General features: G+C 68.1%; 20 protein-coding genes. 14 read left to right on the top strand and 6 right to left on the bottom strand.

Annotated features, from left to right (window positions below):
* Positions 1-168 precede the first annotated feature (168 nt).
* Together DIE11_RS19055 and DIE11_RS19050 are read left to right on the top strand one after the other, a co-directional pair.
* The gene (locus tag DIE11_RS19055) at positions 169-1,737 is read left to right on the top strand and encodes a methyl-accepting chemotaxis protein (protein WP_124626332.1); all 1,569 of its coding nucleotides are present in this window, start codon (positions 169-171) and stop codon (positions 1,735-1,737) included.
* Positions 1,738-1,933: 196 nt separating this feature from the next.
* Positions 1,934-2,749: a MetQ/NlpA family ABC transporter substrate-binding protein gene (locus tag DIE11_RS19050; protein ID WP_059599877.1), complete on the top strand. Its 816-nt coding sequence runs from the start codon at positions 1,934-1,936 to the stop codon at positions 2,747-2,749.
* A 109-nt stretch (positions 2,750-2,858) separates the two neighbouring features.
* Here the strand turns inward: DIE11_RS19050 and DIE11_RS19045 are convergent, their stop codons facing one another.
* Complete coding sequence (locus DIE11_RS19045) at positions 2,859-3,167, bottom strand: VF_A0006 family four-cysteine protein (protein ID WP_059599878.1); 309 nt, start codon at positions 3,165-3,167, stop codon at positions 2,859-2,861.
* 347 nt (positions 3,168-3,514) lie between these two features.
* Here DIE11_RS19045 and DIE11_RS19040 point away from each other — a divergent pair, with 347 nt between their 5' ends.
* The 11 genes from DIE11_RS19040 to nagE all read left to right on the top strand — a co-directional run bounded on the left by DIE11_RS19040 (position 3,515) and on the right by nagE (position 19,671).
* Positions 3,515-4,480 carry an ABC transporter substrate-binding protein gene (locus DIE11_RS19040; protein WP_059464458.1) on the top strand — a complete coding sequence of 322 codons (966 nt, stop codon included), beginning with the start codon at positions 3,515-3,517 and terminating at the stop codon, positions 4,478-4,480.
* A 139-nt stretch (positions 4,481-4,619) separates the two neighbouring features.
* The gene (locus DIE11_RS19035) at positions 4,620-5,516 is read left to right on the top strand and encodes an ABC transporter permease (RefSeq protein WP_059599879.1); all 897 of its coding nucleotides are present in this window, start codon (positions 4,620-4,622) and stop codon (positions 5,514-5,516) included.
* 1 nt (position 5,517) lies between these two features.
* Positions 5,518-6,312 (top strand): ABC transporter ATP-binding protein, encoded by a 795-nt coding sequence (locus tag DIE11_RS19030; RefSeq protein WP_059599880.1) that lies wholly within the window; start codon positions 5,518-5,520, stop codon positions 6,310-6,312.
* A 295-nt stretch (positions 6,313-6,607) separates the two neighbouring features.
* Positions 6,608-7,315: a translesion DNA synthesis-associated protein ImuA gene (imuA, locus tag DIE11_RS19025; RefSeq protein WP_124626330.1), complete on the top strand. Its 708-nt coding sequence runs from the start codon at positions 6,608-6,610 to the stop codon at positions 7,313-7,315.
* Positions 7,248-8,735 carry a DNA polymerase Y family protein gene (locus DIE11_RS19020; protein WP_124626328.1) on the top strand — a complete coding sequence of 496 codons (1,488 nt, stop codon included), beginning with the start codon at positions 7,248-7,250 and terminating at the stop codon, positions 8,733-8,735. The genes imuA and DIE11_RS19020 overlap by 68 nt, the downstream gene beginning before the upstream one ends.
* A 6-nt stretch (positions 8,736-8,741) precedes the next feature.
* Positions 8,742-11,960, top strand: coding sequence for an error-prone DNA polymerase (locus DIE11_RS19015; protein WP_124626326.1), 3,219 nt, complete (start codon positions 8,742-8,744; stop codon positions 11,958-11,960).
* A 320-nt stretch (positions 11,961-12,280) separates the two neighbouring features.
* Positions 12,281-13,015: a GntR family transcriptional regulator gene (locus DIE11_RS19010; RefSeq protein WP_059599884.1), complete on the top strand. Its 735-nt coding sequence runs from the start codon at positions 12,281-12,283 to the stop codon at positions 13,013-13,015.
* Positions 13,016-13,122: 107 nt separating this feature from the next.
* Positions 13,123-14,226 carry an N-acetylglucosamine-6-phosphate deacetylase gene (nagA, locus tag DIE11_RS19005; RefSeq protein WP_059691447.1) on the top strand — a complete coding sequence of 368 codons (1,104 nt, stop codon included), beginning with the start codon at positions 13,123-13,125 and terminating at the stop codon, positions 14,224-14,226.
* Entirely contained in the window at positions 14,219-15,226 is a 1,008-nt protein-coding gene (locus DIE11_RS19000) for an SIS domain-containing protein (protein WP_059599886.1), read from the top strand. Before nagA ends, DIE11_RS19000 begins: the two co-directional genes overlap by 8 nt.
* Positions 15,227-15,241: 15 nt before the next feature.
* Positions 15,242-17,824 (top strand): phosphoenolpyruvate--protein phosphotransferase, encoded by a 2,583-nt coding sequence (ptsP, locus tag DIE11_RS18995; protein ID WP_124626324.1) that lies wholly within the window; start codon positions 15,242-15,244, stop codon positions 17,822-17,824.
* Between the two features lie 86 nt (positions 17,825-17,910).
* Entirely contained in the window at positions 17,911-19,671 is a 1,761-nt protein-coding gene (gene nagE / locus DIE11_RS18990; RefSeq protein WP_124626322.1) for an N-acetylglucosamine-specific PTS transporter subunit IIBC, read from the top strand.
* A 190-nt stretch (positions 19,672-19,861) separates the two neighbouring features.
* Here nagE and DIE11_RS18985 read toward each other — a convergent pair whose 3' ends face one another.
* Positions 19,862-22,345 carry a family 20 glycosylhydrolase gene (locus DIE11_RS18985; RefSeq protein WP_124626320.1) on the bottom strand — a complete coding sequence of 828 codons (2,484 nt, stop codon included), beginning with the start codon at positions 22,343-22,345 and terminating at the stop codon, positions 19,862-19,864.
* 167 nt (positions 22,346-22,512) lie between these two features.
* On the opposite strand from DIE11_RS18985, the gene DIE11_RS36405 reads away from it, so the two are divergent.
* Positions 22,513-22,791 (top strand): hypothetical protein, encoded by a 279-nt coding sequence (locus tag DIE11_RS36405; RefSeq protein ID WP_185633786.1) that lies wholly within the window; start codon positions 22,513-22,515, stop codon positions 22,789-22,791.
* 107 nt (positions 22,792-22,898) lie between these two features.
* On the opposite strand, the gene cydX is transcribed toward DIE11_RS36405, so the two are convergent.
* From cydX to cydP, 4 genes are read right to left on the bottom strand one after another with little or no spacing between them, the layout of a single operon-like run.
* Positions 22,899-23,021, bottom strand: coding sequence for a cytochrome bd-I oxidase subunit CydX (gene cydX / locus DIE11_RS18975; protein WP_059598852.1), 123 nt, complete (start codon positions 23,019-23,021; stop codon positions 22,899-22,901).
* Between the two features lie 54 nt (positions 23,022-23,075).
* Positions 23,076-24,212, bottom strand: coding sequence for a cytochrome d ubiquinol oxidase subunit II (gene cydB, locus DIE11_RS18970; RefSeq protein WP_059598851.1), 1,137 nt, complete (start codon positions 24,210-24,212; stop codon positions 23,076-23,078).
* Positions 24,213-24,243: 31 nt separating this feature from the next.
* Complete coding sequence (locus DIE11_RS18965; RefSeq protein ID WP_124626318.1) at positions 24,244-25,824, bottom strand: cytochrome ubiquinol oxidase subunit I; 1,581 nt, start codon at positions 25,822-25,824, stop codon at positions 24,244-24,246.
* Positions 25,811-26,092, bottom strand: a complete 282-nt coding sequence (gene cydP, locus DIE11_RS18960; protein WP_124626316.1) for a cytochrome oxidase putative small subunit CydP — start codon at positions 26,090-26,092, stop codon at positions 25,811-25,813. The genes DIE11_RS18965 and cydP overlap by 14 nt, the downstream gene beginning before the upstream one ends.
* Between the last annotated feature and the right edge of the window lie 289 nt (positions 26,093-26,381).

Here is a 26,381-nt window from a genome sequence, read left to right as displayed (position 1 = left end):
TGCCGGTCAGCCGGTCTTTTTAGCACAGCGGCCGTCCCGTGTCGTGCCGGCCGTCGTGCGTGTATTCAAGTTGTAAGTCTCGTTGCCGTAAATACGGAGGCAACCGTTTGCGCGCGACCGGCCGTTCGCGCGTATCGCGGGCATCGACTTCGACAACAAGGCACGCAGATGAGCAGAATGAGTTTGAATCGCAAGCTGTGGCTCGCGCTTGCGCTGGTATGGATCGGCTTGCTCGGCGTCGGCGCATGGAGCGCATACGAGACGCGCGCGACGATGCTCGCCGAACGCAAGGCAGGCATCGCCAACCTGGTCGACTCGGCGGCCGGCATCGTCAGCGCATATCACGCGCTCGCGCAGAGCGGCACGCTGTCCGAGGCCGACGCGAAGCGCGACGCGCTCGCGAGCGTGGCCGCGATGCGCTACGGCGAGTCGGGCTATGTGTTCGTGATGGATTCGAAACCCGTCGTGCTGATGCACCCGACGCTGCCGAAACTTGTCGGCACGCAGGTCGGCGACTATCTCGACCCGGACGGCAAGCCGCTGTTCGTCACGATCCTGAACGCCGCGAAGGCGACCGGCAGCGGCTTCGCCGAGTATCGCGGGCGGCTGCCGCACAGCGAGACCGCGGTGCCGAAGATCAGCTACGTCACGCGCTTCGCGCCGTGGGACTGGAACATCTCGAGCGGCGTGTTCCTCAAGGACATCGATACCGTCTACTACCGGACGCTATTCGGCCACCTCGCGGTCGTGCTCGCGATCGGCTTCGCGATCAGCGCGGCGATGCTCGTGATCATCCGCAACGTGCGCGGCAGCCTTGGCGGCGAGCCGGACGAAGCGGCCGCGCTGGCGACCCGCATCGCGCAGGGCGACCTCACGCGGCCGGTGCCTGTGCGCGCAGGCGACGACACGAGCATGATGGCGGCGATGCGCGACATGCAGGCGCGCCTGCAGGCGACGATCGGCGGAATCCGCCAGTCGGCCGAGTCGATTGCGTCGGCGAGCCGCGAGATCGCGGCCGGCAACGACGACCTGTCGCAGCGCACGGAGGAGCAGGCCGCGTCGCTCGAGGAAACGGCCGCGAGCATGGAGCAGCTGACCGCGACGGTGAAGCAGAACGCCGACAACGCGCGGCAGGCGAGCGGGCTCGCGAATAACGCATCGGAGATCGCGCGGGCGGGCAACGACGTCGTCGGGCGCGTGATCGGAACGATGGGCGAGATCGACGACAGCTCGCGCAAGATCGCCGACATCATCGGCGTGATCGAGGGCATTGCGTTCCAGACCAACATCCTCGCGCTGAACGCGGCGGTCGAGGCAGCGCGGGCCGGCGAGCAGGGGCGCGGCTTCGCGGTGGTCGCGGGCGAGGTGCGTTCGCTCGCGCAGCGCAGCGCGACGGCCGCGAAGGAGATCCGCGAACTGATCGTCGATTCGGTCGAGCGCGTGCGTAACGGCTCGACGCTGGTCGGCCAGGCCGGCACGACGATGGGCGAGATCCTGCAGGCGGTCGCGCGCGTGACCGACATCATGGGCGAGATCGCGGCGGCGTCCGAAGAGCAGGCGAGCGGCATCACGCAGGTTGGGCGCGCGGTCACACAGATGGATCAGGTCACGCAGCAGAACGCGGCGCTCGTCGAGGAGGCCAGCGCGGCCGCGGCGTCGCTGCAGGAGCAGGCCGGCCGGCTGCGCGACGCGATCAGCGCGTTCCGGGTCGCCGATGCCGGTGGCCGCGTGCATTGAACGCAACTAACGGCCTGATGGCGGCGTGGTAGCGGCCTGGTCGCGCATCGTTCGCCAGCACCGCTGCGGTGCATACCCATATGAGCGGGATGTATTTCACTTCCGGCCGATCCTGTGACACCATTTGCCCCTTCCTGCGAGTTCGGGGATACCCGTATCGCGCCCCATTTTCAGTTAGCAAGAAAGCGAGAAACAGATGAAGCGTCGCAGTCTCCTGAAGGTATTTTCCGTGCTGGCCACCGGTGCCGCGCTGACGCTGTCGGCGGGCGCGCACGCCGAAGACAAGGTCATCAAGGTCGGCACGGTCGCCGGCCCGGATGCGGAAGTGTGGCAGGTCGTGCAGAAGGTCGCGAAGGAGAAGGAAGGCCTGAACGTGAAGGTCATCGAGTTCAACGACTACGTGCAGCCGAACGCGGCGCTCGATGCGGGCGACCTCGACGCGAACAGCTTCCAGCACCAGCCCTACCTCGACAGCCAGGTGAAGCAGCGCGGCTACAAGATCGTCAGCGCGGGTCTGACCTACATCTCGCCGATCGGCGTGTACTCGAAGAAGTTCAAGGCGCTGAAGGACCTGCCGCAAGGCGCGAAGCTCGCGGTGCCGAACGATCCGTCGAACGAGAACCGCGCGCTGCTGCTGCTGCAGACGCAAGGCGTGATCAAGCTGAAGGCCGGCGCCGGCACGGGCGGCAACAACGCGACGGTGCTCGACATCGCCGAGAATCCGAAGAAGCTGAAGATCTCCGAGCTCGACGCCGCGCAACTGCCGCGCGTGCTGTCGGATGTCGACGCCGCCGTGATCAACACGAATTACGCGCTCGCCGCGAACCTGCAGCCGACCAAGGACGCGATCGCGCTCGAATCGCTGACGAGCCCGTATGCGAACCTGATCGCCGTGCGCGCGAAGGACAAGGATCAGCCGTGGGTGAAGAAGCTGGTCAAGGCGTACCAGTCGCCGGAAGTGCGGGAATTCATCAAGAAGCAGTTCAAGGGCTCGATGGTCGCGTCGTTCTGAACGCCGCACACCGGTCGGACTGCTGAAACGAAAGGGCCTGCCTCGCGCAGGCCCTTTTTCATTGGCGCGGCCGCAGATCATTGCGCGGCGCCCGGCGTTCAGCGCTGGCTCACATCTCGCCGCGCCGCGAGCAGATCGCCATGATCTGCTGGATCGCGTAGTTGTCGCGCACGCCCGGCAGCGACTGCACGACACACTCGTGAAAGCGCCGCTCGCGCGGCAGCAGCATCGCGTTGTTGCGGTACAGCGCGTCGCACGAGCGCTGGATCAGTTGCGCGGCCGCGCCGTTGCGGCTCTCGCGCAGCGCACCCAGCATGCAGTCGTCGTATTGCGCATAGCCGTCGGTCAGCGCGAATGCCGCACCCGGCAGCGCCAGCGCGACGACCGCGCACGCGATCGCACGGATTCCCCGTTTCATGCACGCTCCGTTGGTGTGGATTGGGTCCGCGGACAGCATAACGTAAAGCTGTGAACGCGGCTGACGTGTTGCGCCGGGGCCGGCGCCAAGCGCCGCCGGCCGGGCTTCGCGAGCGTTTCGCAGCGGCTCGGCGGCCGCGTGTGCCGGCAGGACGCCCGAAAGCGCGAAGTCAGGTGGTGGTCTGCGGAAATGGTATCCTCGTGCGTTCGCCGCCGCGCGCCTTCCCGGGGCCCGCGCGGGGCCGCTGCCGCCCACATCGTCACCCGGTTGCGCGTGCATCGGCACCTGCATGACGGCGGCGGGAATCCATCATCCAGAACCGACACAAATACGGGGGAGACTCACCCATGAAGCGTTTCAAGATTTTCGCGATCCGTTCGATCACGGCCGGCGTCGCCGCATTCGCGCTCGCGGGCGCCGCGCACGCACAGACGGTCAAGGTGCTGTCGATCGTCGACCACCCGGCACTCGATGCGATCCGCGACGGCGTGCGCGCCGAACTGAAGGCGCAAGGCTACGGCGATGACAAGCTCAAGTGGGAATACCAGAGCGCGCAGGGCAACACGGGCACGGCCGCGCAGATCGCGCGCAAGTTCGTCGGCGACCAGCCCGACGTGATCGTCGCGATCGCGACGCCGGCCGCGCAGGCGGTGGTTGCATCGACGAAGAGCGTGCCGGTCGTCTATTCGGGGGTGACCGATCCGGTCGCAGCCCAGCTCGTGAAGGGCTGGGGCCCGTCGGGCACCAACGTGACGGGCGTCTCCGACAAGCTGCCGCTCGACCGTCAGGTCGCGCTGATCAAGCGCGTCGTGCCGAAGGCGAAGACGGTCGGCATGGTCTACAACCCGGGCGAGGCGAACTCGGTCGTGGTCGTGAAGGAGCTCAAGGAGATCCTCGCGAAGCAGGGGATGACGTTGAAGGAAGCGGCCGCGCCGCGCACCGTCGACATCGGCCCGGCTGCGAAGAGCCTGATCGGCAAGGTCGACGTGATCTATACGAACACCGACAACAACGTCGTGTCCGCATACGAAGCGCTCGTGAAGGTCGCGAACGAAGCGAAGATCCCGCTCGTCGCCGGCGACACCGACAGCGTGAAGCGCGGCGGCATCGCGGCGCTTGGCATCAACTACGGCGACCTCGGCCGGCAGACCGGCAAGGTCGTCGCGCGCATCCTGAAGGGCGAGAAGCCGGGCGCGATCGCGTCGGAAACGAGCAGCAACCTCGAGCTGTTCGCGAACACGGGCGCGGCCGCGAAGCAGGGCGTGACACTGTCGCCGGATCTGCTCAAGGAAGCGAAGACGGTCATCAAGTAAGCCGCGGCCCGACCGCCGCGCTTGCGGGCCCGATCCGGGCCCGAACGACATCGCCGGACGGGCGGCTCCCACCCGGGGCCGCCCATCCGCTTCGCCCGGCCGTATACGTGAGGCCGGGAAGCAACAGGATTTCCCCATCATGTCTCTGTTCTCGTTTCTGGGCGCGCTGGAGATCGGCCTGATCTTCAGTCTCGTCGCCCTCGGGGTGCTGATCTCGTTTCGCATCCTCAACTTCCCCGACCTGACCGTCGACGGCAGCTTTCCGCTCGGCGGCGCCGTCGCCGCGACGCTGATCTCCGCCGGCCACGACCCGTTCACGTCGACGGTGCTCGCGATCGTCGCGGGCGCGCTGGCCGGCTTCGTCACGGGCTGGCTCAACGTGCGCCTGAAGATCATGGACCTGCTCGCCAGCATCCTGATGATGATCGCGCTCTATTCGGTGAACCTGCGGATCATGGGCCGGCCGAACGTACCGCTCATCACCGAGCCGACGATCTTCACCGTGCTGCAGCCCGACTGGATGCCCGACTACGTGCTGCGCCCGGCGCTGCTCGCGATCGTCGTCGTGGTCGCGAAGCTCGGCCTCGACTGGTTCTTCTCGTCGCAGCTCGGCCTCGCGATGCGCGCGACCGGCGCGAACCCGCGGATGGCGCGCGCGCAGGGCATCGCGACGGGCCGCGCGACGCTCGCCGGGATGGCGCTGTCGAACGCGCTCGTCGCGCTCGCCGGTGCGCTGTTCGCGCAGACGCAGGGCGGCGCCGACATCTCGATGGGGATCGGCACGATCGTGATCGGGCTGGCCGCGGTGATCATCGGCGAGACGCTGCTGCCCGCGCGCCGGCTCGTGCTGACGACGCTCGCGGTCGTGCTCGGTGCGATCGTCTATCGCTTCTTCATCGCGCTCGCGCTGAACAGCGAATTCATCGGCCTGAAAGCGCAGGACCTGAACCTCGTGACGGCTGCGCTCGTCACGATCGCGCTGGTGCTGCCGGCGACGCGCAAGAAGCTGTTCGCGCGCAAGAACGGAGGGGCCTGACATGTTGTCCGCACAAGACCTGAAACTCACGTTCAATCCCGGCACGCCGATCGAGACGCGTGCGCTGCGCGGGCTGTCGCTCGAGATTCCCGACGGCCAGTTCGTCGCGGTGATCGGCTCGAACGGCGCCGGCAAGTCGACCTTCCTCAATGCGGTCAGCGGCGACCAGCGCGTCGATTCGGGACGCATCGCGATCGACGGCACGGATGTCACGCGCCAGCCCGCGTGGGACCGCGCGCACCTCGTCGCGCGCGTGTTCCAGGATCCAATGGCCGGCACCTGCGAGGCGCTGACGATCGAGGAGAACATGGCGCTCGCGACGGCGCGCGGCGTGCGGCGCGGCTTCCGGGCCGCGCTCGACCGTCCGTCGCGCGAGCTGTTCCGCGACAAGCTGCGTCTGCTGAACCTCGGTCTCGAGAACCGGCTGACCGACCGGATCGGGCTGCTGTCGGGCGGCCAGCGGCAGGCGGTGAGCCTGTTGATGGCGTCGCTGCGGCCGTCGCGGATCCTGCTGCTCGACGAGCACACGGCCGCGCTCGACCCGAAGACGGCCGCGTTCGTGCTGGAACTGACCGCGCGCATCGTCGCCGAAAGCAAGCTGACGACGATGATGGTCACGCACAGCATGCGGCAGGCGCTCGACTACGGCGACCGCACGGTGATGCTGCACCAGGGGCAGGTCGTGCTCGACGTGTCGGGCGACCAGCGCCGCGGGCTCGACGTGCCGGACCTGCTGCAGATGTTCGAGAAGGTGCGGCACGAGCAGCTCGACGACGACGCGTTGCTGCTCGGCTGACGCGCGGCGGGCGGGCCGGCGCGGTGCGAGGTGCTGCATCGTGCCGGTTTGCGTGAGGGTTGGCATGCCGATCCGGCCGGGCGATTCGGCGCGCGTGCGCCGCATCGGGCCGGATGGTTGGGGCGGGCGTTCGGGCGGCGCGATCCGGCCACGCCCGATCCGGCGCGCCGTAGCATGACGGGGCGCGCCGGCTTTCTCCCCGTTTTTCCTCCGACAAAAGCCGGTTTCGCACCGGCGCTGTGCGATGCGAGCGCATTGCCATATACTGTATATCCATACAGTTGTGGGTGGCGTCATGCTCGCATCCTCCATTTCTCCCGAATCCCTTCATCCATCGCTCTGGCGTGGCTCGCAGCTCGCGCGCGGCGGTCTGCGCACGATCGACACCGGCTTCGCGCAGCTGTCCGCCGAGCTGCCGGGCGGCGGCTGGCCGGTCGGCGGGCTCGTCGAGTTGCTGGCCGCGCAGCCGAGCTGCGGCGAGATGCGGCTGCTTGCACCCGCGCTCGCGCGCACCGTCAGCGCGCGGCGTCCGCTCGCGCTCGTCGCGCCGCCGCAAGCGCCGCATGCGACCGCGCTCGCCAGTCTCGGCGTGCCGGCCGACGCGTTGCTGTGGCTGCGCGCCGGCAGCCGCGCGGATGCGTTGTGGGCCGCCGAACAGGCGCTCAAGACCGGCTGTTGCGGCGCGCTGTTGCTCTGGCAGGACGCGCGGCCCGATGCACTGCGGCGCCTGCATCTCGCGGCCGCGCGCACGGGCGACACGCTGTTCGTGATGCTGCGCCCGCTGTCGGCCGTGCGGCAGCCGTCGCCGGCCGTGCTGCGCGTCGCGCTGTATCCCGTGCCGGGCGGCGTATCGCTCGACATCGTCAAGCGTCGCGGGCCTGCGAGCGGCGAGCCGCTCGTGCTCGACCTGCCGTCGCCCATCGTGGAGAGCCGCTATGCGCGTCTTGCTCGGCATCCATCTGCCGCGCCTGCCGCTCGACGTGTGCGCCCCGCAGCCGTCTGACGCAGCGGCCGGCGGCGCCGGCTGCGCGGTGCTCGAGCAAGGCGTCGTGTTGATCGCCGATGCAGCCGCGCGCCGGCAAGGCGTGCGCGCGGGCATGAAGCGCGGCGGCGTGCTGACGCTCGCGCCCGAGACGCAACTCGTCGAACGCGATCCCGCGCGCGAGGCCGATGCGCTGCGCGCGGTCGCGCTCGCATTGCTGCGCTTCTCGCCGTGCGTCGCGCTCGACGACGAAGCGACGCTGATCGTCGACGTCGGTCCGAGCCTGCGCCTGTTCGGCGGCTTGCCGTCGCTGTGCCGCCAGGTGCGCGCGACGCTCGCGGCGCTCGGTTATGCGGCGCGCCTGTCCGCCGCGCCGACCGGGCGCGGTGCGTGGCTGCTTGCGCGTGTCTCGGCCCGCGCGCGGATCCGGCGCCGGTTGGCCGCCCCTGCGTCGCTGGTTCGCGCGCTCGATGGGCTGCCGTGCGCGCTGCTGCCCGACGCGCGCCCGTATGCGGGCTGGTTCGACGGCCTCGGTTGCCGCACGCTCGCCGATCTGCGCGGCTTGCCGCGCGCGGGGTTGCAGCGCCGCTGCGGCCCCGCGCTGCTCGCCGCACTCGATCGCGCGTACGGCGATGCGATCGAGCCGCTTGCGTGGATGGCGGTGCCGCCCGTGTTCGACGTGCGGCTCGAATTGCCGGAGCGCGTCGAATACGCGGAAGCCGTGCTGTTCGCTGCGCGGCGACTCGTCGTGCAGCTCTGCGGATGGCTGGCCGCGCGGCAGCTGTCGCTGGCCGCGATGACGTTCGATCTCGAGCACGAGCGCGGCCGTCAGGCCGTGCCGCCGACACCGCTCGAACTCGCGTTCGCTGCGCCCGTGCGCGACGAGACGCACTTCATGCGGCTGCTCGGCGAGCGGCTCGCGCGCGTCGAATTGCCGTCCGCGGTGATCGCGGTGCGGCTGAAGGCCACGCGCGTCGAATCGGTCGCGCCGCCGGCCGACGATCTCTTTCCCGAGCCGGGCGGCACGCGCGAGACGCGCGCGCGGCTGTTCGAACTGCTGATCGCACGGCTCGGCGCGGAGAACGTGCTGCGCGCGGCACCCGTCGCCGATCACCGTCCGGAGGCCGCGAACCGCTGGCTGCCGCTCGATGCGCAAGCAGGCAAGCCGGCCGCTGGTCCGCCGGCCGTGCCGCCGCGCCCCGCATGGCTGCTGGCCGAGCCGCAGCCGCTCCTGATGCGCGAGAACCGGCCGGTGTTCCATACGCCGCTCAGGATGATGTCGTCGGCCGAGCGGATCGAAGCCGGGTGGTTCGACGGGCAACTGGCTGCACGCGATTACTACGTCGCGCAAGACGAGGTCGGTGCGTGCTACTGGGTATTCAAGGAACGGGCGGGGAGCGAGTCCGAGCCGCGCTGGTTCCTGCACGGCCTGTTCGGGTGAGCCGTCATGATTGCAGAATTCAGCTGGCTGCCCGATTACGCGGAGTTGTTCTGCCGATCGAACTTTTCGTTCCTGCATGGCGCGTCGCATGCGGACGAGCTGGTCGAGCGCGCGGCCGAACTCGGCTATCGCGGGATCGCGATCACCGACGAATGCTCGCTCGCAGGTGCGCCGCGCATGCATGTCGCGGCGAAGGCGAAAGGGCTGCCGCTCGTCATCGGTTCGTATTTCGAAGTCACGCCGGATGAAGTCGCGCCCGGCCACGATCCGGGCCCCGGCGCGTTCGGGCTCGTGTTGCTTGCGCAGAATCGCGAGGGTTACGGCAATCTTTCCGAGCTGATCTCGTGGCGGCGGATGGCATCGCCGAAGGGCACTTACAAGCTGACGTCGCGGATGCTGTCGGCGCCGCCTGCCGAGTTTGCCCACTTGCGCGGCATGCCCGACTGCTTCGCGATTCTCGTGCCCACGTATCCGGTGCGTGCTGATGTACTCGATGCGCAGATCGCGTGGTTTCGCGCGACGTTCGGCGAACGGGCGCGGCTCGGGCTCGTGCAGTTGCAGCGCGCGCTGGACGGTGCGCAGCGCGAGGAGATTCGTGCGGCCGGCGCGCGGCGCGGCGTGCGTATCGTCGCGCTTGGCGATGTGACGATGCACCGGCGTTCATGCAAGCCGCTGCAGGACGTGATGACGGCGATCCGCGTCGGGATGCCGGTTTCAGAGTGCGGCTATGCGCTCGCGCCGAATGCGGAACAGCATCTGCGTTCGCGACAGCGGATCGGGCAACTGTACTCGCCGGAGGAGATCGCGGAGACGTGCGCGATTCTCGATGCTTGTCTTTTCGAACTCGATTCGCTGCGCTACGAGTATCCCGACGAGATCGTGCCGAAGGGGCTGACGCCGACGCGCTATCTGGAACAGGAAACCTTCGCGGGGGCAGCGGGGCGTTATCCGCAAGGCATTCCGGAGAAGGTCGAGCAGCAGATCCGCCATGAACTCGACCTGATCGCGAGGTTGAGCTACGAACCGTTCTTCCTGACCGTTTACGACATCGTCAAATACGCGCGCAGCCAGAACATCCTGTGCCAGGGCCGGGGCTCGGCGGCAAACTCGGTCGTCTGCTACTGCCTCGGCATCACCGAGGTCGATCCCGACCAGAGCACGATGCTGTTCGAGCGCTTCATCAGCGAGGAGCGCGGCGAGCCGCCGGATATCGACGTCGACTTCGAGCATCAGCGCCGGGAAGAGGTCATTCAGCATATCTACGAAAAATACGGCAAGGATCGCGCAGCACTCGCGGCGGCGGTCTCGACGTATCGCCCGCGCGGCGTGCTGCGCGAAACCGGCAAGGCGCTCGGTGTCGATCCGATGCTGATCGATCGCGTCGCGAAAGGGCATCGCTGGTTCGACGGCAGTCGCGACCTGCTGCAGCAATTCGCGACGACCGGGCTCGACCCGGCCACGCCGATCATTCGCGCATGGGCCGAACTCGCGGGGCGCTTGCTCAACTTTCCGCGCCACCTGTCGCAGCATTCGGGCGGCTTCGTGATCAGCCGCGGCAAGCTCACGCGGCTCGTGCCGGTCGAGAACGCAGCGATGGACGGGCGGCGCGTGATTCAATGGGACAAGGACGATCTCGAGGCGCTCGGGCTGATGAAGGTCGACGTGCTCGCGCTCGGCATGCTGTCGGCGCTGCATCGCGCCTTCGACATGCGCACGGCGTGGCGCGGGCCGCCGGAACCGGAGGGGGAGCCGTTCACGCTGAAGCACATTCCGCAGGATGACGAACCAACCTACGACATGATCTGCCGCGCCGATACGGTCGGCGTGTTCCAGATCGAATCGCGTGCGCAGATGTCGATGCTGCCGCGGTTGAGGCCGCGCAACTACTACGATCTCGTCGTCCAGGTGTCGATCGTGCGGCCCGGTCCGATTCAGGGCGGCGCGGTGCATCCGTATCTGAAGCGGCGCAGGATCATGGCCGGCGAAGAGGAGGGTGAGGTCACGTATCCGAGCGATGCGCTCAAGGAAGTGCTCGAACGCACGCTCGGCGTGCCGATTTTCCAGGAACAGGTGATGCAGATCGCGATCGTCGCGGCAGGCTTCACGCCTGGCGAGGCCGACGAGTTGCGCCGGGCAATGGCTGCCTGGAAACGCAAGGGCAACCTCGAGAAGTATTACGACAAGATCGTCGACGGGATGCTCGAACGCAATTACACACGCGAATTCGCCGAGCAGATCTTCGAGCAGATCAAGGGCTTCGGCGAATACGGTTTCCCCGAGAGCCATGCGGCCAGTTTCGCGAAACTCGCCTATGCGAGCAGTTGGCTCAAATGCCACGAACCGGCGATCTTCCTCGCCGCGCTGCTGAACAGCCAGCCGATGGGTTTCTATCCGCCGTCGCAACTCGTGCAGGACGCGAAGCGTCATCGCGTGAAGGTGCTGCCGATCGACGTGACGCAAAGCAACTGGGAAGCCTCGCTCGAAGCGCTGCCCGGCCAGCCGCCGCCGCATGGTCAGCCCGCGGTGCGGCTCGGCCTGTCGCTCGTGCGCGGCCTCGGCGAGGCTGCCGCGCGGCGCATCGAGGCCGCGCGCGCGGCCGGCCCGTTCGAGAACGTCGACGCGCTCGCGCGCCGCGCGCAGCTCGAACGACGCGATCTCGAAGCGCTCGCCGCCGCGAACGCGCTCGCGACGCTCGCCGGCCATCGCCGCGATGCACTGTGGCAGGCCGTCGCCGCAGCACCGGAGCGCGACCTGCTCGCCGCCGCGCCGATCGACGAAACGGAGCAGCCCGTGCTCGGCGCGCCTTCGGAAGCCGACGACATCCTTGCCGACTATCACACCACCGGCCTCACGCTGAACCGCCACCCGGTCGCGCTGCTGCGGCCCGCGTTGCGCGCGCAGCGGCTGTCGTCCGCGGCCGAGTTGCGCGACCGTCCCGATGGCCGGCTCGCGCGCGCGTGCGGGCTCGTGACCGCACGGCAGATGCCGGGCACCGCGAAGGGCGTGATGTTCATGACGCTCGAGGACGAAACTGGCTGCGTGAACGTGATCGTGCGGCCCGAGCTGCTCGCGCGGCAGCGCCGCGAAACGCTCGATTCGCGACTGCTCGCGGCATCGGGCGTGTGGCAGGTCGTCAGCGACGTGAGGCACCTCGTCGCGCAGCATTTCGAGGATCTGACGCCGCTGCTCGGCGGCCTGCGCACGTCGAGCCGCGAGTTCCACTGACACGGCGCGCCGGCACGCCGCCCGCGCGCCGCCGCCGCATGCATACCAGTCGGCCCAACTGGTTCTATTCCGGTATCGTTCCCAGCTTCCCAAGCCTGTGAAATCCGGCCCGGGAACTGTCCCCTTGCATACCAATCCGGGTAAATCCCTATCCTGCATCGCTTTGTAAACAAAGGCTTTCTGGCAACTAAAACGCTTGCCGGGCAAGGCTTTCGGCGATTTTCGCGTCACTAATACCAGTTCGTTGACTGGTATTATGGTGGTTATATAATGCGTTCACTTTCGACGGCCCGAGGTCGTCGTCCGACACCCGGAGGCACATGGAAACCGGCTGGTCCGAACTGGCGCCCGATCCCCTCGACGACACGCCGCTGTATCTGCAGCTCGCCCGCAACCTGGCGAGCGCGATTCACGCCGGCGCGTGGCGGGCCGGCGAGGCGCTGCCGTCGGAGCGGCTGCTGTCGGGAACGGTCGGCGTGTCGCGGATCACGGCCCGCCGTGCGCTCGCGCTGCTGGTCGAGCAGGGGCTGATCAAGCGGGCGCGCGGGGCGGGCAGCTTCATCACGCCGCGCGTTGCCGATCCGCTGTCGCGTCTCGTCGGCTTCACCGCGAAGATGCGGCAGCGCGGTTTCGTGCCCGATTCGGTGTGGCTGTCGCGAACGCTGCGCACCGCGAGCCGCGACGAGATCACGCGTCTCGGCCTCGCGCCGGGCGCGACGGTCGCGCGGCTCGAGCGGCTGCGCCGCGCGGACGGCATCGTGATGGCCGTCGAGCATTCGACGCTGCCGGCCGCGGTGGTGCCGGATCCTCAGGCGCTTGGCGCGTCGCTGTACGAATACCTCGACGCGCGCGGGATGACCGTCGTGCGCGCGCTGCAGCACTTTCGCGCGGCGAACGCGACGCACGAGATCGCGAAGTGGATGTCAGTGAAGCCGGGCTCGGCCCTGCTCGTGATCACGCGCATCGGCTACGGTGCCGACCAGCGCGCGATCGAAGTATCCGAAACGTATTGCCGCGACGACTATTACGACTTCGTCGCCGAACTGAAACGCTGACGCGCGAGACCGCCCGCGCGCCACGCGCGGCGCAGCGCAACGAAGCACAACGGATTTGCAAATCGCGACGCGGATGTCCGCGTCACCAGATCATCAAGAGAAACGTCATGCTGACTGGCAACATCCTTACCCCCGACGGCTGGATTCTCGGCTCGCTCGACAGCGAGAACGGCCGCATCACCACGCTCGACGGCACGCCCGCCGATCCCGCGAAGAACGATGCGCCGTACATCCTGCCCGGCTTCATCGACCTGCACGTGCACGGCGGCGGCGGCGCCGACGTGATGGAAGGCGGCGACGCGATCGAGACGATCGCACGCACACACGCGCAGTTCGGCACGACGAGCCTGCTCGCGACGACGATGACCGCGCCGCGCGACGAACTCATGCAGGTCGTCGCGAATCTCGGCACGGTCGCGCGCACTCGCACGCCGGGCGGCGCGCGCGTGCTCGGCGTGCATCTCGAAGGGCCGTACATCAACCCCGGCAAGCTCGGCGCGCAGCCGGACGCGGCCGTGTCGGCTGTGCTCGACGAAGTGCTGAAGTACCTGTCGATCGCGCCGATCCGGGTCGTCACGCTCGCGCCGGAAATCGCCGGTCACATCGAGATCATCGGCGAGATGGCCGCGCGCGGCGTGCGCGTGCAGCTCGGCCACTCGCTCGCGACCTACGACGACGCCGTCGCCGCGCTCAAGCACGGCGCATGCGGCTTCACGCACCTGTTCAACGCGATGTCGCCGCTGCATCACCGCAACCCGGGCCTCGTCGGCGCCGCACTCGCGCATGCCGAATACGCGGAAATCATCCCCGATCTGTTGCACGTGCACCCGGGCGCGATTCGTGCGGCGCTGCGCGCGATCCCGCGCCTGTACGTCGTGACCGACAGCACGTCCGCCACCGGCATGCCCGACGGCGAATACCGGCTCGGCAGCCAGCACGTGACGAAGTGCCTCGGCGGCGTGCGGCTGGCCGACGGCACGCTCGCCGGCAGCACGCTGACGATGGACCAGGCGCTGCGCAACCTCGTGTCGCTCGGCCTGCCGATCGCCGACGTGTCGAACCGGATGTCGCGCTATGCGGCCGACTACCTCGGCGTCACCGATCGCGGCCGCCTCGAGCGAGGCGCATGGGCCGACCTCGCCGTGTTCGATCGCGACCTGAACCTCACCGCGACCTACGTCGAAGGAGAATCGATTGTCGAATATGCTTAAGGAAGCGCGCGAGTCCGCCCAGGTCGTCGCCGCGCAACTCGCCGACACCACGCGCGTCGAAGCGCTCGCGGGCCAACTCCTCGATCACCCGCCGGCCGTCGCGCTGACGGTCGCGCGCGGCAGCTCGGATCACGCCGCCAGCTATTTCGCGAGCCTGACGATGAGCCGCCTCGGCGTGCCCGTCGCGTCGCTGCCGATGTCGGTCGCGACGCTGCAGCAGGCGCCGCTGAAGGTGCAGGACCAACTCGCGATCGCATTTTCCCAGTCGGGCAAGAGCCCCGACCTCGTCAACACCATGGCCGCGCTGCGCGAAGCCGGCGCGCGCACCGTCGCCGCCGTCAACGTCCTGCCGTCGCCGCTCGCCGATGCGTGCGAGCACCAGCTGCCGCTGCTTGCCGGCCCCGAACTGTCGGTCGCCGCGACCAAGAGTTACATCGCGATGCTGTCGCTGTCCGCGCAGATCGTCGCGTACTGGCAGCGCGACGCCGCGCTGATGACGGCATTGCGCGGCCTGCCCGACGTGCTCGCGCAGGCCGGCCGGCTCGACTGGTCGCCGGCCGTTGCCGCGCTCGCGGGCATCGAGCGGATGATCGTGATCGGCCGCGGCCTCGGTCTTGCGATCGCTCAGGAAGCCGCGCTGAAACTGAAGGAAACCTCCGGCATCCAGGCCGAGGCATTCTCGAGTGCCGAAGTCCGTCACGGCCCGATGGAGTTGATCGACCGCGACTATCCGCTGCTCGTGTTCGCGCCTCCGGGGCCGGAGCAGGCCGGGCTGCTGCAGCTCGCGCAGGACATGCGCGCACGTGGCGCGGCCGTGCTGCTCGCGGCGCCCGCCGGCACGCCCGGCGCGACCTTGCCGCTCGCGCAGTCCGCCCATTCGGCGCTCGACCCGATCGCCGCCATTCTTTCGTTCTACGTGATGGCGGCGGATCTCGCCGTCGCGCGCGGCCGCAATCCCGACACGCCGCGCCACCTGAACAAAGTCACCGAAACGCACTGATAGCCGAGACAGCCGATGAGACGCGCCGAGGAGTCCCAGTTGAAGAGTTCCACCCATGATCAGATCGTCCTGCTTGCCCCGCTGACCGGGCCGATCGTCGCGCTGGCCGACGTGCCCGATCCGGTGTTCTCCGGCGGGATGTTCGGCGACGGCATCGGCATCGATCCGCTCGCGGGCCGGCTCGTCGCGCCGTGTGCGGGCATCGTGTCGCATCTCGCGCGCACGGGCCACGCGGTGACGATCACGACGCCGGAAGGCGCGGAAGTGCTGCTGCACATCGGCATCGACACCGTCGAGCTGAACGGGCAGGGCTTCGCCGCGCATGTCGAGGCCGGCGCGCGCGTCGAAGCGGGCGACCTGCTGATCGAGTTCGACCAGGACGCGGTTGCACGCAGCGCGCATTCGCTGGTCTCCGTGATCGCCATCGCGAACTCCGACGCGTTCGACGTCATCGAGCGCGCGAGCGGTTTCGCGACGGCAGGCGAGACGCCGCTGCTGACGCTGCGCGGCAAGGGCGAGGCCGCCGCGCAGGCGGCGCAGGCCGGCGCGGCGGCGATGAACGAGGTGCGCCGCAAGGTCGTGCTGACGCAGCCCGGTGGCCTGCATGCGCGCCCGGCCGCGCGGGCGCGCGAAGCCGCGCGCGGGCTCGACGCACATGTCGAAGTGCATTTCGACGGTCGCAAGGCGCCGATCGCAAGCGTGGTCGGCCTGCTCGGCCTTGGTGCCGGCGAAGGCGCGACGATCGAGCTGGTCGGCCGCGGTGCGCACGCGCAGCAAGCCGTCGAAGCGGTCGAGCACGAGTTGCTGCGCGAAGCGCACGGCGAGGTCGAGGAAAGGCCGGCGCGGCTCAAGTCGCCCGCACCGCAGCCGATCGTGCGCAACACCGGCGCAACACTCGATCCGAACACGCTCGCGGGCGTGTGCGCGGCGCCCGGCATCGCGGTCGGCACGCTGGTGCGTCTCGACGATGCGGATATCGTGCCGCCCGAGCAAGCGACCGGCACGCCCGCGTCGGAAAGCCGCCGGCTCGACCAGGCGCTGATGGCAGTCGACGCCGAACTCGACGAAACGGTGCGCAGCGCATCGGCGCGCGGCGCGGTTGGCGAAGCGGGCATCTTCGCGGTGCATCGCGTGCTGCTCGAGGACCCGACGCTGGTCGACGCGGCGCGCGACCAGATCAGCCTCGGCAAGAGCGCGGGCTTCGCATGGCGCGCGACGATCCGCACGCAGATCGACACGCTGTCGAAGCTCGACGACGCACTGCTCGCCGAGCGTGCGGCGGACCTGCGCGATATCGAGAAGCGCGTGCTGCGCGCGCTCGGCCACACGAGCGGCGCGACGCGCACGCTGCCCGACGAGGCCGTGCTCGCGGCCGAGGAATTCACGCCGTCGGACCTTTCGTCGCTCGATCGCCAGCGCGTGACCGCGCTCGTGATGGCACGCGGCGGCGCGACGTCGCATGCGGCGATCATCGCGCGCCAGCTCGGCATTCCGGCGCTCGTCGCGGTCGGCGACGCGCTGTACGCGATTCCGGACGGCACGCAGGTCGTCGTCGATGCGAGCGCGGGCCGTCTCGAACACGCGCCGACCGCGCTCGACGTCGAACGCGCGCGCCACGAACGCCAGCGCCTGGACGGCGTGCGCGAAGCGAACCGGCAACTGGCCGGCGCCGCCGCCGCGACCGTCGACGGCCGCGCCATCGAGATCGCCGCGAACATCGCGACGCTCGACGACGCGAACACCGCGGTGGACAACGGCGCGGATGCGGTCGGCCTGTTGCGCACCGAACTGATGTTCATCCATCGCCAGGCCGCACCGAGCGTCGTCGAGCACCAGCAGAGCTACCAATCGATCGTCGACGCGCTGCAGGGCCGCACCGCGATCATCCGCACGCTCGACGTCGGCGCCGACAAGGAAGTCGACTACCTGACGCTGCCGCCCGAACCGAACCCGGCGCTCGGCCTGCGCGGCATTCGCCTCGCGCAGGTGCGCCCCGATCTGCTCGACGATCAGCTGCAGGGCCTGCTCGCGGTGAAGCCGTTCGGCGCGGTGCGCATCCTGCTGCCGATGGTGACGGATGCGGGCGAACTCGTGCGGCTGCGTAAGCGTATCGACGAATTCGCGCGTGCGCAGGGCCGTACCGAGCCGATCGAAGTCGGTGTGATGATCGAGGTGCCGTCGGCGGCGCTGCTCGCCGACCAGCTCGCGCAGCATGCGGATTTCCTGTCGATCGGCACCAACGACCTGACGCAGTACACGCTCGCGATGGACCGCTGCCAGGCCGATCTGGCCGCGCAGTCCGACGGCCTGCATCCGGCCGTGCTGCGCCTGATCGACATCGCGGTGCGGGGCGCGGCGAAGCACGGCAAGTGGGTCGGCGTGTGCGGCGCGCTCGGCGGCGATCCGCTCGCGGTACCGATCCTCGTCGGCCTCGGCGTGACCGAACTGTCGGTCGACCCGGTGTCGGTGCCGGGCATCAAGGCGCGCGTGCGCCGTCTCGATTACCAGTTGTGTCGCCAGCGTGCGCAGGATCTGCTCGCACTCGACTCGGCACAGGCGGTAAGGGCAGCAAGCCGCGAGGTCTGGCCGCTCGACTGAACGTCGACGGCGGGCGCGCGAGCGTTTCACGACGCAAGCAATTAGGTCAACGACGATTAATGACGAGACATGGATTGGAGGACTGAATGGACGGGAATCCGTTTCTGAAGATACAGGGCCTGGGCCGGGCGCTGATGCTGCCGATCGCGGTGTTGCCGGTCGCCGGCATCCTGCTGCGGCTCGGACAGCCGGACGTGTTCAACATCAAGATGATCGCCGACGCCGGCGGCGCGATCTTCGACAACCTGCCGCTGCTGTTCGCAATCGGCGTGGCGGTCGGTTTCGCGAAGGACAACAACGGCGTGGCGGCACTCGCGGGTGCGATCGGTTACCTGATCGAAACCGCGATCATGAAGGATATCGATCCCAAGCTGAACATGGGCGTGCTGTCCGGGATCATCGCGGGCGTGGTCGCGGGCTTGCTGTACAACCGCTACAAGGACATCAAGCTGCCCGACTACCTCGCGTTCTTCGGCGGGAAACGGTTCGTGCCGATCATCACGGGGCTGGTCTGCGTGGTGCTCGGCATCGTGTTCGGGTATGTGTGGCAGCCGGTCCAGCATGCGATTGACGCGGCCGGCCAGTGGCTGACGACGGCGGGCGCGATCGGTGCGTTCGTGTTCGGCTTCCTGAACCGCCTGCTGCTCGTCACGGGCCTGCACCACATCATCAATTCGCTCGCGTGGTTCGTGTTCGGCAACTTCACGCCGCCGGCCGGCGGCGAGCTCGTGCACGGCGACCTGCACCGCTTCTTCGCGGGCGATCCGACCGCGGGCACCTTCATGGCCGGCTTCTTCCCGATCATGATGTTCGGCCTGCCGGCCGCGTGTCTCGCGATGCTGCACGAAGCACCGAAGGAGCGCCGTGCGATGGTCGGCGGCCTGCTGTTCTCGATGGCGCTCACGTCATTCCTGACGGGTGTGACCGAGCCGATCGAATTCAGCTTCATGTTCCTCGCGCCGGTGCTGTACGTGATCCACGCGGTGCTCACGGGGCTGTCGCTCGCGATCTGCCAGATCCTCGGCGTGAAGCTCGGCTTCACGTTCTCGGCCGGCGCGATCGACTACGTGCTGAACTATGGGCTGTCGACGAAGGGCTGGATCGCGGTGCCGCTCGGTATCGCATACGGCGTCGCGTATTACGGGCTGTTCCGCTTCTTCATCCGCAAGTTCAACATGGCGACGCCGGGCCGCGAGCCGGCCTCGACCGACGCTGCGGCCGAGTCGTACGCATCGGGCGGCTTCGTCGCGCCGGCAGCTGGCGCGGCGGCGGCACCGCGTGCGCAGCGCTACATCGCCGCGCTCGGCGGCGCCGGCAACCTGACGGTCGTCGACGCATGCACGACGCGCCTGCGCCTGACCGTCGTCGATCCGGAGAAGGTGTCGGAGCCGGAACTGAAGTCGATCGGCGCGCGCGGCGTGCTCAAGCGCGGCGGCAACAGCGTGCAGGTGATCATCGGGCCCGAGGCCGACATTATTGCCGACGAGATGCGCTCGTCGATCAGCAGCGGCGCGACCATCGCGGCGGCGACGGCGACGGCCCCTGCAGCTCAGCCGGTCACGGGTGCGGCGGCCGGTCCGCTCGATCCCGATCCGCTGCGCTGGCTCGCGGTGTTCGGCGGTGCGACCAACGTCGCTTCGCTCGACGCGATCGCGACCACGCGCCTGCGCGTCGTCGTGCGTGACGCATCGGCGGTCGATCGCGATCGACTCGGCGCGCTCGATGTCGCATGGGTGTCGCTGGACACGTTCCACATCGTCTGCGGCAACGCCGCGGCACGCTACGCGGAACAGCTCGGCGCGCGCCTGACGTCGACGGGCGGCGGGGCGGCCCCGCAACCGGCCTGATCCGGCATGATGCGATGAGGCAGGCCCGGTCCGCGTGGCGGGTTCGGGCCGCCGGTCGGTAAAACGAGAACGGCTTGCGATACGTCGCAAGCCGTTTTTTCTTGGCGGGGCGTGTGCGCGATGCATTCGTCCGCACCGCGCACCGTTTGCGTGGATCAGCAACCGCTCAGTTGCTCAACCGCTTCACCGTTCACGGATTCGTCAGCGTGAAGGTCGGCTTCCGGTAGCCGATGCCGGCCCGGTCGAGCTTCGGCAATTCGCGCTGCGTGAGCAGCGTCGCGAAGCCGGCCCAGTCGCGCTGCAGCGCGGCCAGGTCGACGTGATGCGTGTCGCCGCGCTTGAAGCGCACGCCGGCCGCATACGGCAGCTCCCAGTCGGCCCGGTGCCACGCGCGCTCGGCGAGCGCGAGCAGCCGCGGATAGGCCATGTATTCGAGGAAGGTGTCGTTGCGCATCACCTCGCCCCACGCCTGCCCCTGCATGCCTTCGATGCGCGGCGCGGGGCCCGAGCCCGTCACCTCGAACGCGTTGCCGTCACGATCGCCCATCACTTCGGCGTTCTGCGGCAGGTTCTCGGGCGCGAACGAGAACACCTTGTACTCGTCCGTCGCGTGCGAGCCCCAGTAGTAGCCGCGTTCGCGCGGGTTGAGCGTGTACGGGAAGTCGAAGTACAGGTAGTCGGGCAGCGCGAGCACCGTCAGGTAGCCCTTGCCGCTCAGATCGCGCGCGCTGTCCGATGCGCCCCAGAAGATCGTGTCCCACAGCGACACCATCACGTGTCGCGTGCTGAAGTCCTGGGGCCCGTTTGCATGCTTGATGCCGTCTTGCCACGCGGCCATCGTGTCGATTCCGTTCGCGTCGACCGCCGCGCTCACCTGTTTCGCGAAACGCGTCGGCAACTCGTCGATCGACTTGATCTCGCCGCGCTGGAGCAGCGCCGTGCACGCGGGCGAACGCGCCCACGGTTTGTCCTGCGCGGCGACATCGATGCGCCCCTTGTTCGGGTCGGTGCCGTTCAGCGGCTGGAAGCCCGCGCCGAGGAAAATGTTCTTCGCCTCGTCGCCGCCGTAGTGCCAGGTGTGCAGCGGCGCCTGCGCGTCCGCATGCATCGCCGCGATCTCGCGGATCACCTTCGATGCGAAATTGAGCGCGCCCGGCACGCACGGGTTCAGGTCGCTGCGCCGGTCGTAGAACTGCACCGTCGTCAGGTTCGTCGTGTCCTGCGGATCGAGCAGCCGGTACGCGTTCGCTTCCTGCTCGCGGCCAGCCGCATGCAGCCGCCGGTAGCGCGCCTCCATCGTCACGACGGCCGCACGCGCATGCGCGGGCATGTCGATCTCGGGGATGATCGTGACGAAGCGGGCAGCTGCGTAGCGCACGAGCGCCACGTAGTCGTCGCGCGTCAGGTAGCCGCCGCCCGAGCGGTTGTCGGGGCCCGAGCCGAGTTGCGGCAGCAGGCAGCGTGTCTCGCTCGGGTCGTGACAGCGGCGTGAACCGATTTCGGTCAGCTCCGGCAGGCCGGGAATCTCGATACGCCAACCCTCGTCGTCGGACAGATGCAGATGCAGGCGGTTGAGCTTGTACGCGCTCATCTGGTCGATCAGGCGGCGCAGCGTCGCCGGGTGCTTGAAGTTGCGCGCGAGGTCGACGTGCATCCCGCGATGCGTGAAGCGCGGCGCATCCTCGACGAGCATCGCCGGGATCGGGCCGCCGCCGGCGGGCGCGAGCGAGTAGAGCGTCTGCACGCCGTAGTAGAGGCCCGCGCGATCGTAGCCTTCGATCAGCACGCCGCGCGGCCCGATCGCGAGCCGGTACCCGCCCGGCACCGCAATGTCGGCCGGCAGCCGGCGCGGTGCGACGGCACCGCGGACCGGCACGCGCGCGCCGTCGAGCCCGAGTGTCGTCGCACGTTCGCGCAGCGCCGCGACCTGCACGTCCGGCAACTCCGGCAGCGCGAGCTCGATGCCGCGCAGGTCGAGCGTGCCGGGCAGCCGCTGTTCGCGCTTCACGCTCGGCAGCGCGCGGCTCGCGTCGGGGCGTGCCGCCACGGGCGGCGCGTTGCCGGTCGAATTGTTTTGCGCGTCGGCCGGCAGCGATTCGACATAGCGGAGCTCGTCGTCGGTGTCGTTGTAGCGGAGCACGGCGGGCGGTGCGCCGTCGACGACGACGTACGGGCGCGGAATCACGTCGCTGTAGCGCAGCAGCCAGTATTCGGCGACGAACGGCAGTTCGATGCGTTCGCCGGGCGCTAGCCGCACCGAGCCCGGCTGCGGCGTCAGCTCGTACAGGTCGCCGGTGAGCCGCCGCAGCGCGAAGCCCGGACGATCGATTCGCAGCAGGCGTCGGATGCTGTGCAGGTACAGCTTCCAGCCGCCGTCGGCGATCGTCTGGTGGCCGCGGTTCTGCAGGATCAGGCGGCCGGTCGCGCAGGCCGCGCCGTCGGCGCCGAGATCGGCGCACGGCACGCCGGCCGCGGCCGCGTGGTTGTTGTCGACGGCGACGCGCAGCGCGAGGTCGTTCGACAGAAGCGTCGCGAGACTGGCCGCTTGCGCGGCTGGATGTGCGATGCCGGCAGTCGCGACGGCGGCGGTCGGCGTCGGCTGCGCGCCGATCGCGACAGGCGGCAGCGCTGCGATCAACAGGCCGGCAACGAAGGATGGCAAGGTGTGCTTCATTCGAACTCCTGAGAAAAAGGTAGGCGCAGCGGCGTCGTGGGGCGACGTCGCTGCGATCGGGGTCTTTCAATGGAGCTGCGGGAGATACCCGCGCACGGGGCGATGCGGCTGCACCGCGCGCATTCGGCACGCAGGGGCGTGCGTTACGGAACGGGAGACGGGCACGCGTGCCGATCGGATCGGCGGGGCGGCATATGGGTGCTCATCGGCGGCGCACGGTAAACGCCGCGGCAACGATGCGGCCGCAGCAGGCCGCGTTCGACCGGCCGCGCATGATCGCAACGGCAGACGCTGCCGCATACGCATGGCAACTCGGCGCGCAGGCGCGCGCCAGACACGGGATTCGCATGTCTCCCCCACCCGATGGATTCGGCCTGTCGGCGGCCGTGTTCAAAGATCTTATGAAACCTTTGATTGGTATTCAAGTGGTATCAATCTGGCGCTAAATTGGCATCGAGGAATCGCGGGTGCACCGATGGTACGGACGAAAAAAAACCTCGCGTGACGCGAGGTTCGTTCCTGACGGGAGGGGCGGTGCGCCTCCCGCGCGCGGTCAGTCGCGACGTGCGCGCACCGGCGCTTCCTGCGGCTTCTGCCGCACTTCGAGCCACATCGCGTTGACGATGCCGAACGACAGCGCGACGCCGATACCGAGAATCCAGCTGAAATACCACATGATCCGACTCCTTGCGAAACGGTGGGCGAGGGCGCGCATGCGCCCCGGCCGGGTTCAATACATCGAGTGCTTGTTCTCTTCGAGCGACTGATGCGTGACCTTGCCGCGCATCACGCGGTACACCCAGCTCGTGTAGAGCAGGATGATCGGCAGGAATACGATCACCGCGAACAGCATCACCTGCAGCGTCCTGTGGCTCGACGTCGAATCCCACACGGTCAGGCTGCTGCGCGGGTCGAGCGACGACGGCATGATGAACGGGAACATCGAGAAGCCTGCGGTCAGGATCACGCCGGCGATCATCAGGCCGGTGCAGAAGAACGCCGTCTTTTCCTGCTTCGAGCCGGCGAGCAGCAGCGCGAGCAGGCCGCCCGCGATCCCGACCACGGGTGCCGCGATCATCCACGGATACTCGCCGTAATTCGCGAGCCACAGGCCCGAGCCGGCGGCGACGTCCTTGAGCAGCGGGTTCGCGACCGTGTCGGTCGGCGCGGCGTGCGTGATGTGGAAGCCGCCGATGGTCGACGCGATCAGCACGCCGGCCAGCACGAACAGCACGACCGCGAGGAGCGCCGACACGCGCAGCGCGACCGACGCGCGGCGTGCGATCACGCCGTCGGTCTTCATCTTGATGAACGCGGCGCCGTGCGCGACCAGCATCGTGAGGCTGACGAGCCCGCAGAGCAGCGCGAACGGGTTCAGCAATGCCCAGAAGCCGCCGTAGTAGGTTACGCGCAGGTCGCTGTCGAACTTGAACGGCACGCCCTGCAGGAGGTTGCCGAACGCGACGCCGAACACCAGCGCCGGCACGAAGCCGCCGACGAACAGGCCCCAGTCCCAGCCCGCGCGCCAGCGCGGGTCGGGCCGCTTGCTGCGATAGTCGAAGCCGACCGGCCGGAAGAACAGCGCGAACAGCACGAGCAGCATTGCGAAGTAGAAGCCGGAGAACGACGCGGCATAGACGAGCGGCCAGGCGGCGAACATCGCGCCGCCGGCCGTGATCAGCCACACCTGGTTGCCTTCCCACGTCGCGCCGACCGTGTTGACGATGATGCGGCGCTCCTCGTCGGTCTTGCCGAGGAACGGCAGCAGCGCGGTCGCGCCCATGTCGAAGCCGTCGGTGACGGCGAAGCCGATCAGCAGCACGCCGACGAGCAGCCACCAGATCAGCTTGAGAGTTGCATAGTCCATAGCGATTCCTTGTTCCGTTTCAGGTGCGTGCTCAGGCCGGAGCGCGCTCGCTGGCCGCGGCGAGTTCGTGGTGATAGCGGCCGGTATGCAGCGACGACGGGCCGAGGCGTGCGTACTTGAACATCAGTTTGATCTCGATGATGAACAGCGCCGTGTAGAACGCGATGAAACCGGCGAGGCTCAGGTACAGGTCCGAGGGCGTGAGGCTCGACGCGGACAGATGCGTCGGCAGGATGCCCGCGATCGTCCAGGGCTGGCGGCCGAGCTCGGCGACGACCCAGCCGAATTCCGCGGCGAGCCACGGCAGCGGGATCGCCCACACCGCATAGCGCAGGAACCAGCGGCGGTTGTCCTGCAGCAACTGGCGGCGCGCGCAGAACCAGAACGCGGCGACGAAGGTTGCGAGGAACAGGAAACCGAGGAACACCATGATCCGGAACGAGAAGAACACGGGCGCGACCGGCGGGATCGTCTTCTTCGCGGCGGCTTTGATCTGCTCGGGCGTCGCATCGACCACGTTCGGCGTGAACTGCTTGAGCATCAGCCCGTAGCCGAGATACTGCTTGTGCTGGTCGAACAGTTCGCGCGTGGCCGCGCTCGTGTCGCCTTCCTTCATCTTCTGCAGTGCGCCGTACGCGACCATCCCGCTCTGGATGTGCTCCTCGCTGTGCTTCGCGAGTTCGCGCAGGCCGACCACGGGTTCGTCGACCGAGCGCGTCGCGATCAGGCCGAGCGCGTACGGAATCTTGATTGCGTAGTCGGTACGCTGTTCTTCCTGGTTCGGAAGGCCGATCAGCGTGAACGATGCGGGTGCCGGCTGCGTTTCCCATTCGGACTCGATCGCGGCGAGCTTCATCTTCTGCACTTCGCCGGTCGTGTAGCCCGACTCGTCGCCGAGCACGATCACGCAAAGCGTCGACGCGAGGCCGAAGCCGGCCGCGACCGCGAACGAGCGCAGCGCGAAATCGGTGTCGCGCTTTTTCAGCAGATACCACGACGAGATGCCGAGCACGAACATCGCAGCCGTCACGTAGCCGGCCGACACCGTGTGCACGAATTTCACCTGCGCGACCGGGTTGAACAGCACGTCGAACAGGTTCGTCAGCTCCATGCGCATCGTCTGATAGTTGAACTCGGCGCCGACCGGGTTGTTCATCCAGCCGTTCGCGACGAGGATCCACAGCGCGGACAGGTTCGAGCCCAGCGCGACGAGGAACGTGACCATCAGGTGCTTGACCTTCGACAGGCGGTTCCAGCCGAAGAAGAACAGGCCGACGAACGTCGATTCGAGGAAGAACGCCATCAGCCCTTCGACCGCGAGCGGCACGCCGAAGATGTCGCCGACGTAGTGCGAGTAGTACGACCAGTTCGTGCCGAACTGGAATTCGAGCGTGATGCCGGTCGTCACGCCCATCGCGAAGTTGATCCCGAACAACTTGCCCCAGAACTGGGTCATGTCCTTGTAGACCTGTTTGCCGGTCATCACGTAGACGGCTTCCATGATGACGAGCAGCCAGGACAGGCCGAGCGTCAGCGGCACGAACAGGAAGTGGTAGAGCGCCGTGATGCCGAACTGCAGACGTGACAGATCGACGACTTCACTGCTTATCATGGTGGTCTCCCTCGGTAGATGCGGGCGCCGGTACCGAGAGCAACTTCTCGGCGACGGCGGCAGGCGGAAGCGACATGTGCTCAGCCTGCGGATGATTGAAGAATGCGTATTTGAGCGACATCAAAAGGATCAGCTTGACGATCAACACCAGGGTGATGTCGCGGGCGAGGGTTGGCCCGCGAGCCCACGCGGCGATGCGCGCGCGCCAGCCGAGCGTGCCGGTGGCCTGCGGGGGAGGCGGCGCAGGCTCTTTATTGATCGAGATCAAGGTGATTATCCTGAATCGATTTACGTGGGTTTTGGGGCGACTCTACGTCGGATTTATGACGGCGGTTAAGCTGTTTTAATCCTTTTAAGCCGACATGCCAATTTTAAAATGCCGGCTTTCCGATGCCGAGTGCTGCGCTGCGGCAGACCGTCGCGAAGCGCATGTCAAAACTTGAGGTAGATCAAGGTTATGCGGAAGGGGCCGGAATTTGCCCGATACCCGATCAATACGATCGATTAATGCGGGGCGATCGAGGCGAAACCACAGACGAAAAAAAACCGCTGCCGGG

The organism is Burkholderia sp. Bp9012 (assembly GCF_003853825.1).
Classification (GTDB): Bacteria; Pseudomonadota; Gammaproteobacteria; order Burkholderiales; family Burkholderiaceae; genus Burkholderia; species Burkholderia diffusa.
Note: the sequence above shows the minus strand (reverse complement) of the source record. Positions and strands in the feature narration are given on the sequence as shown.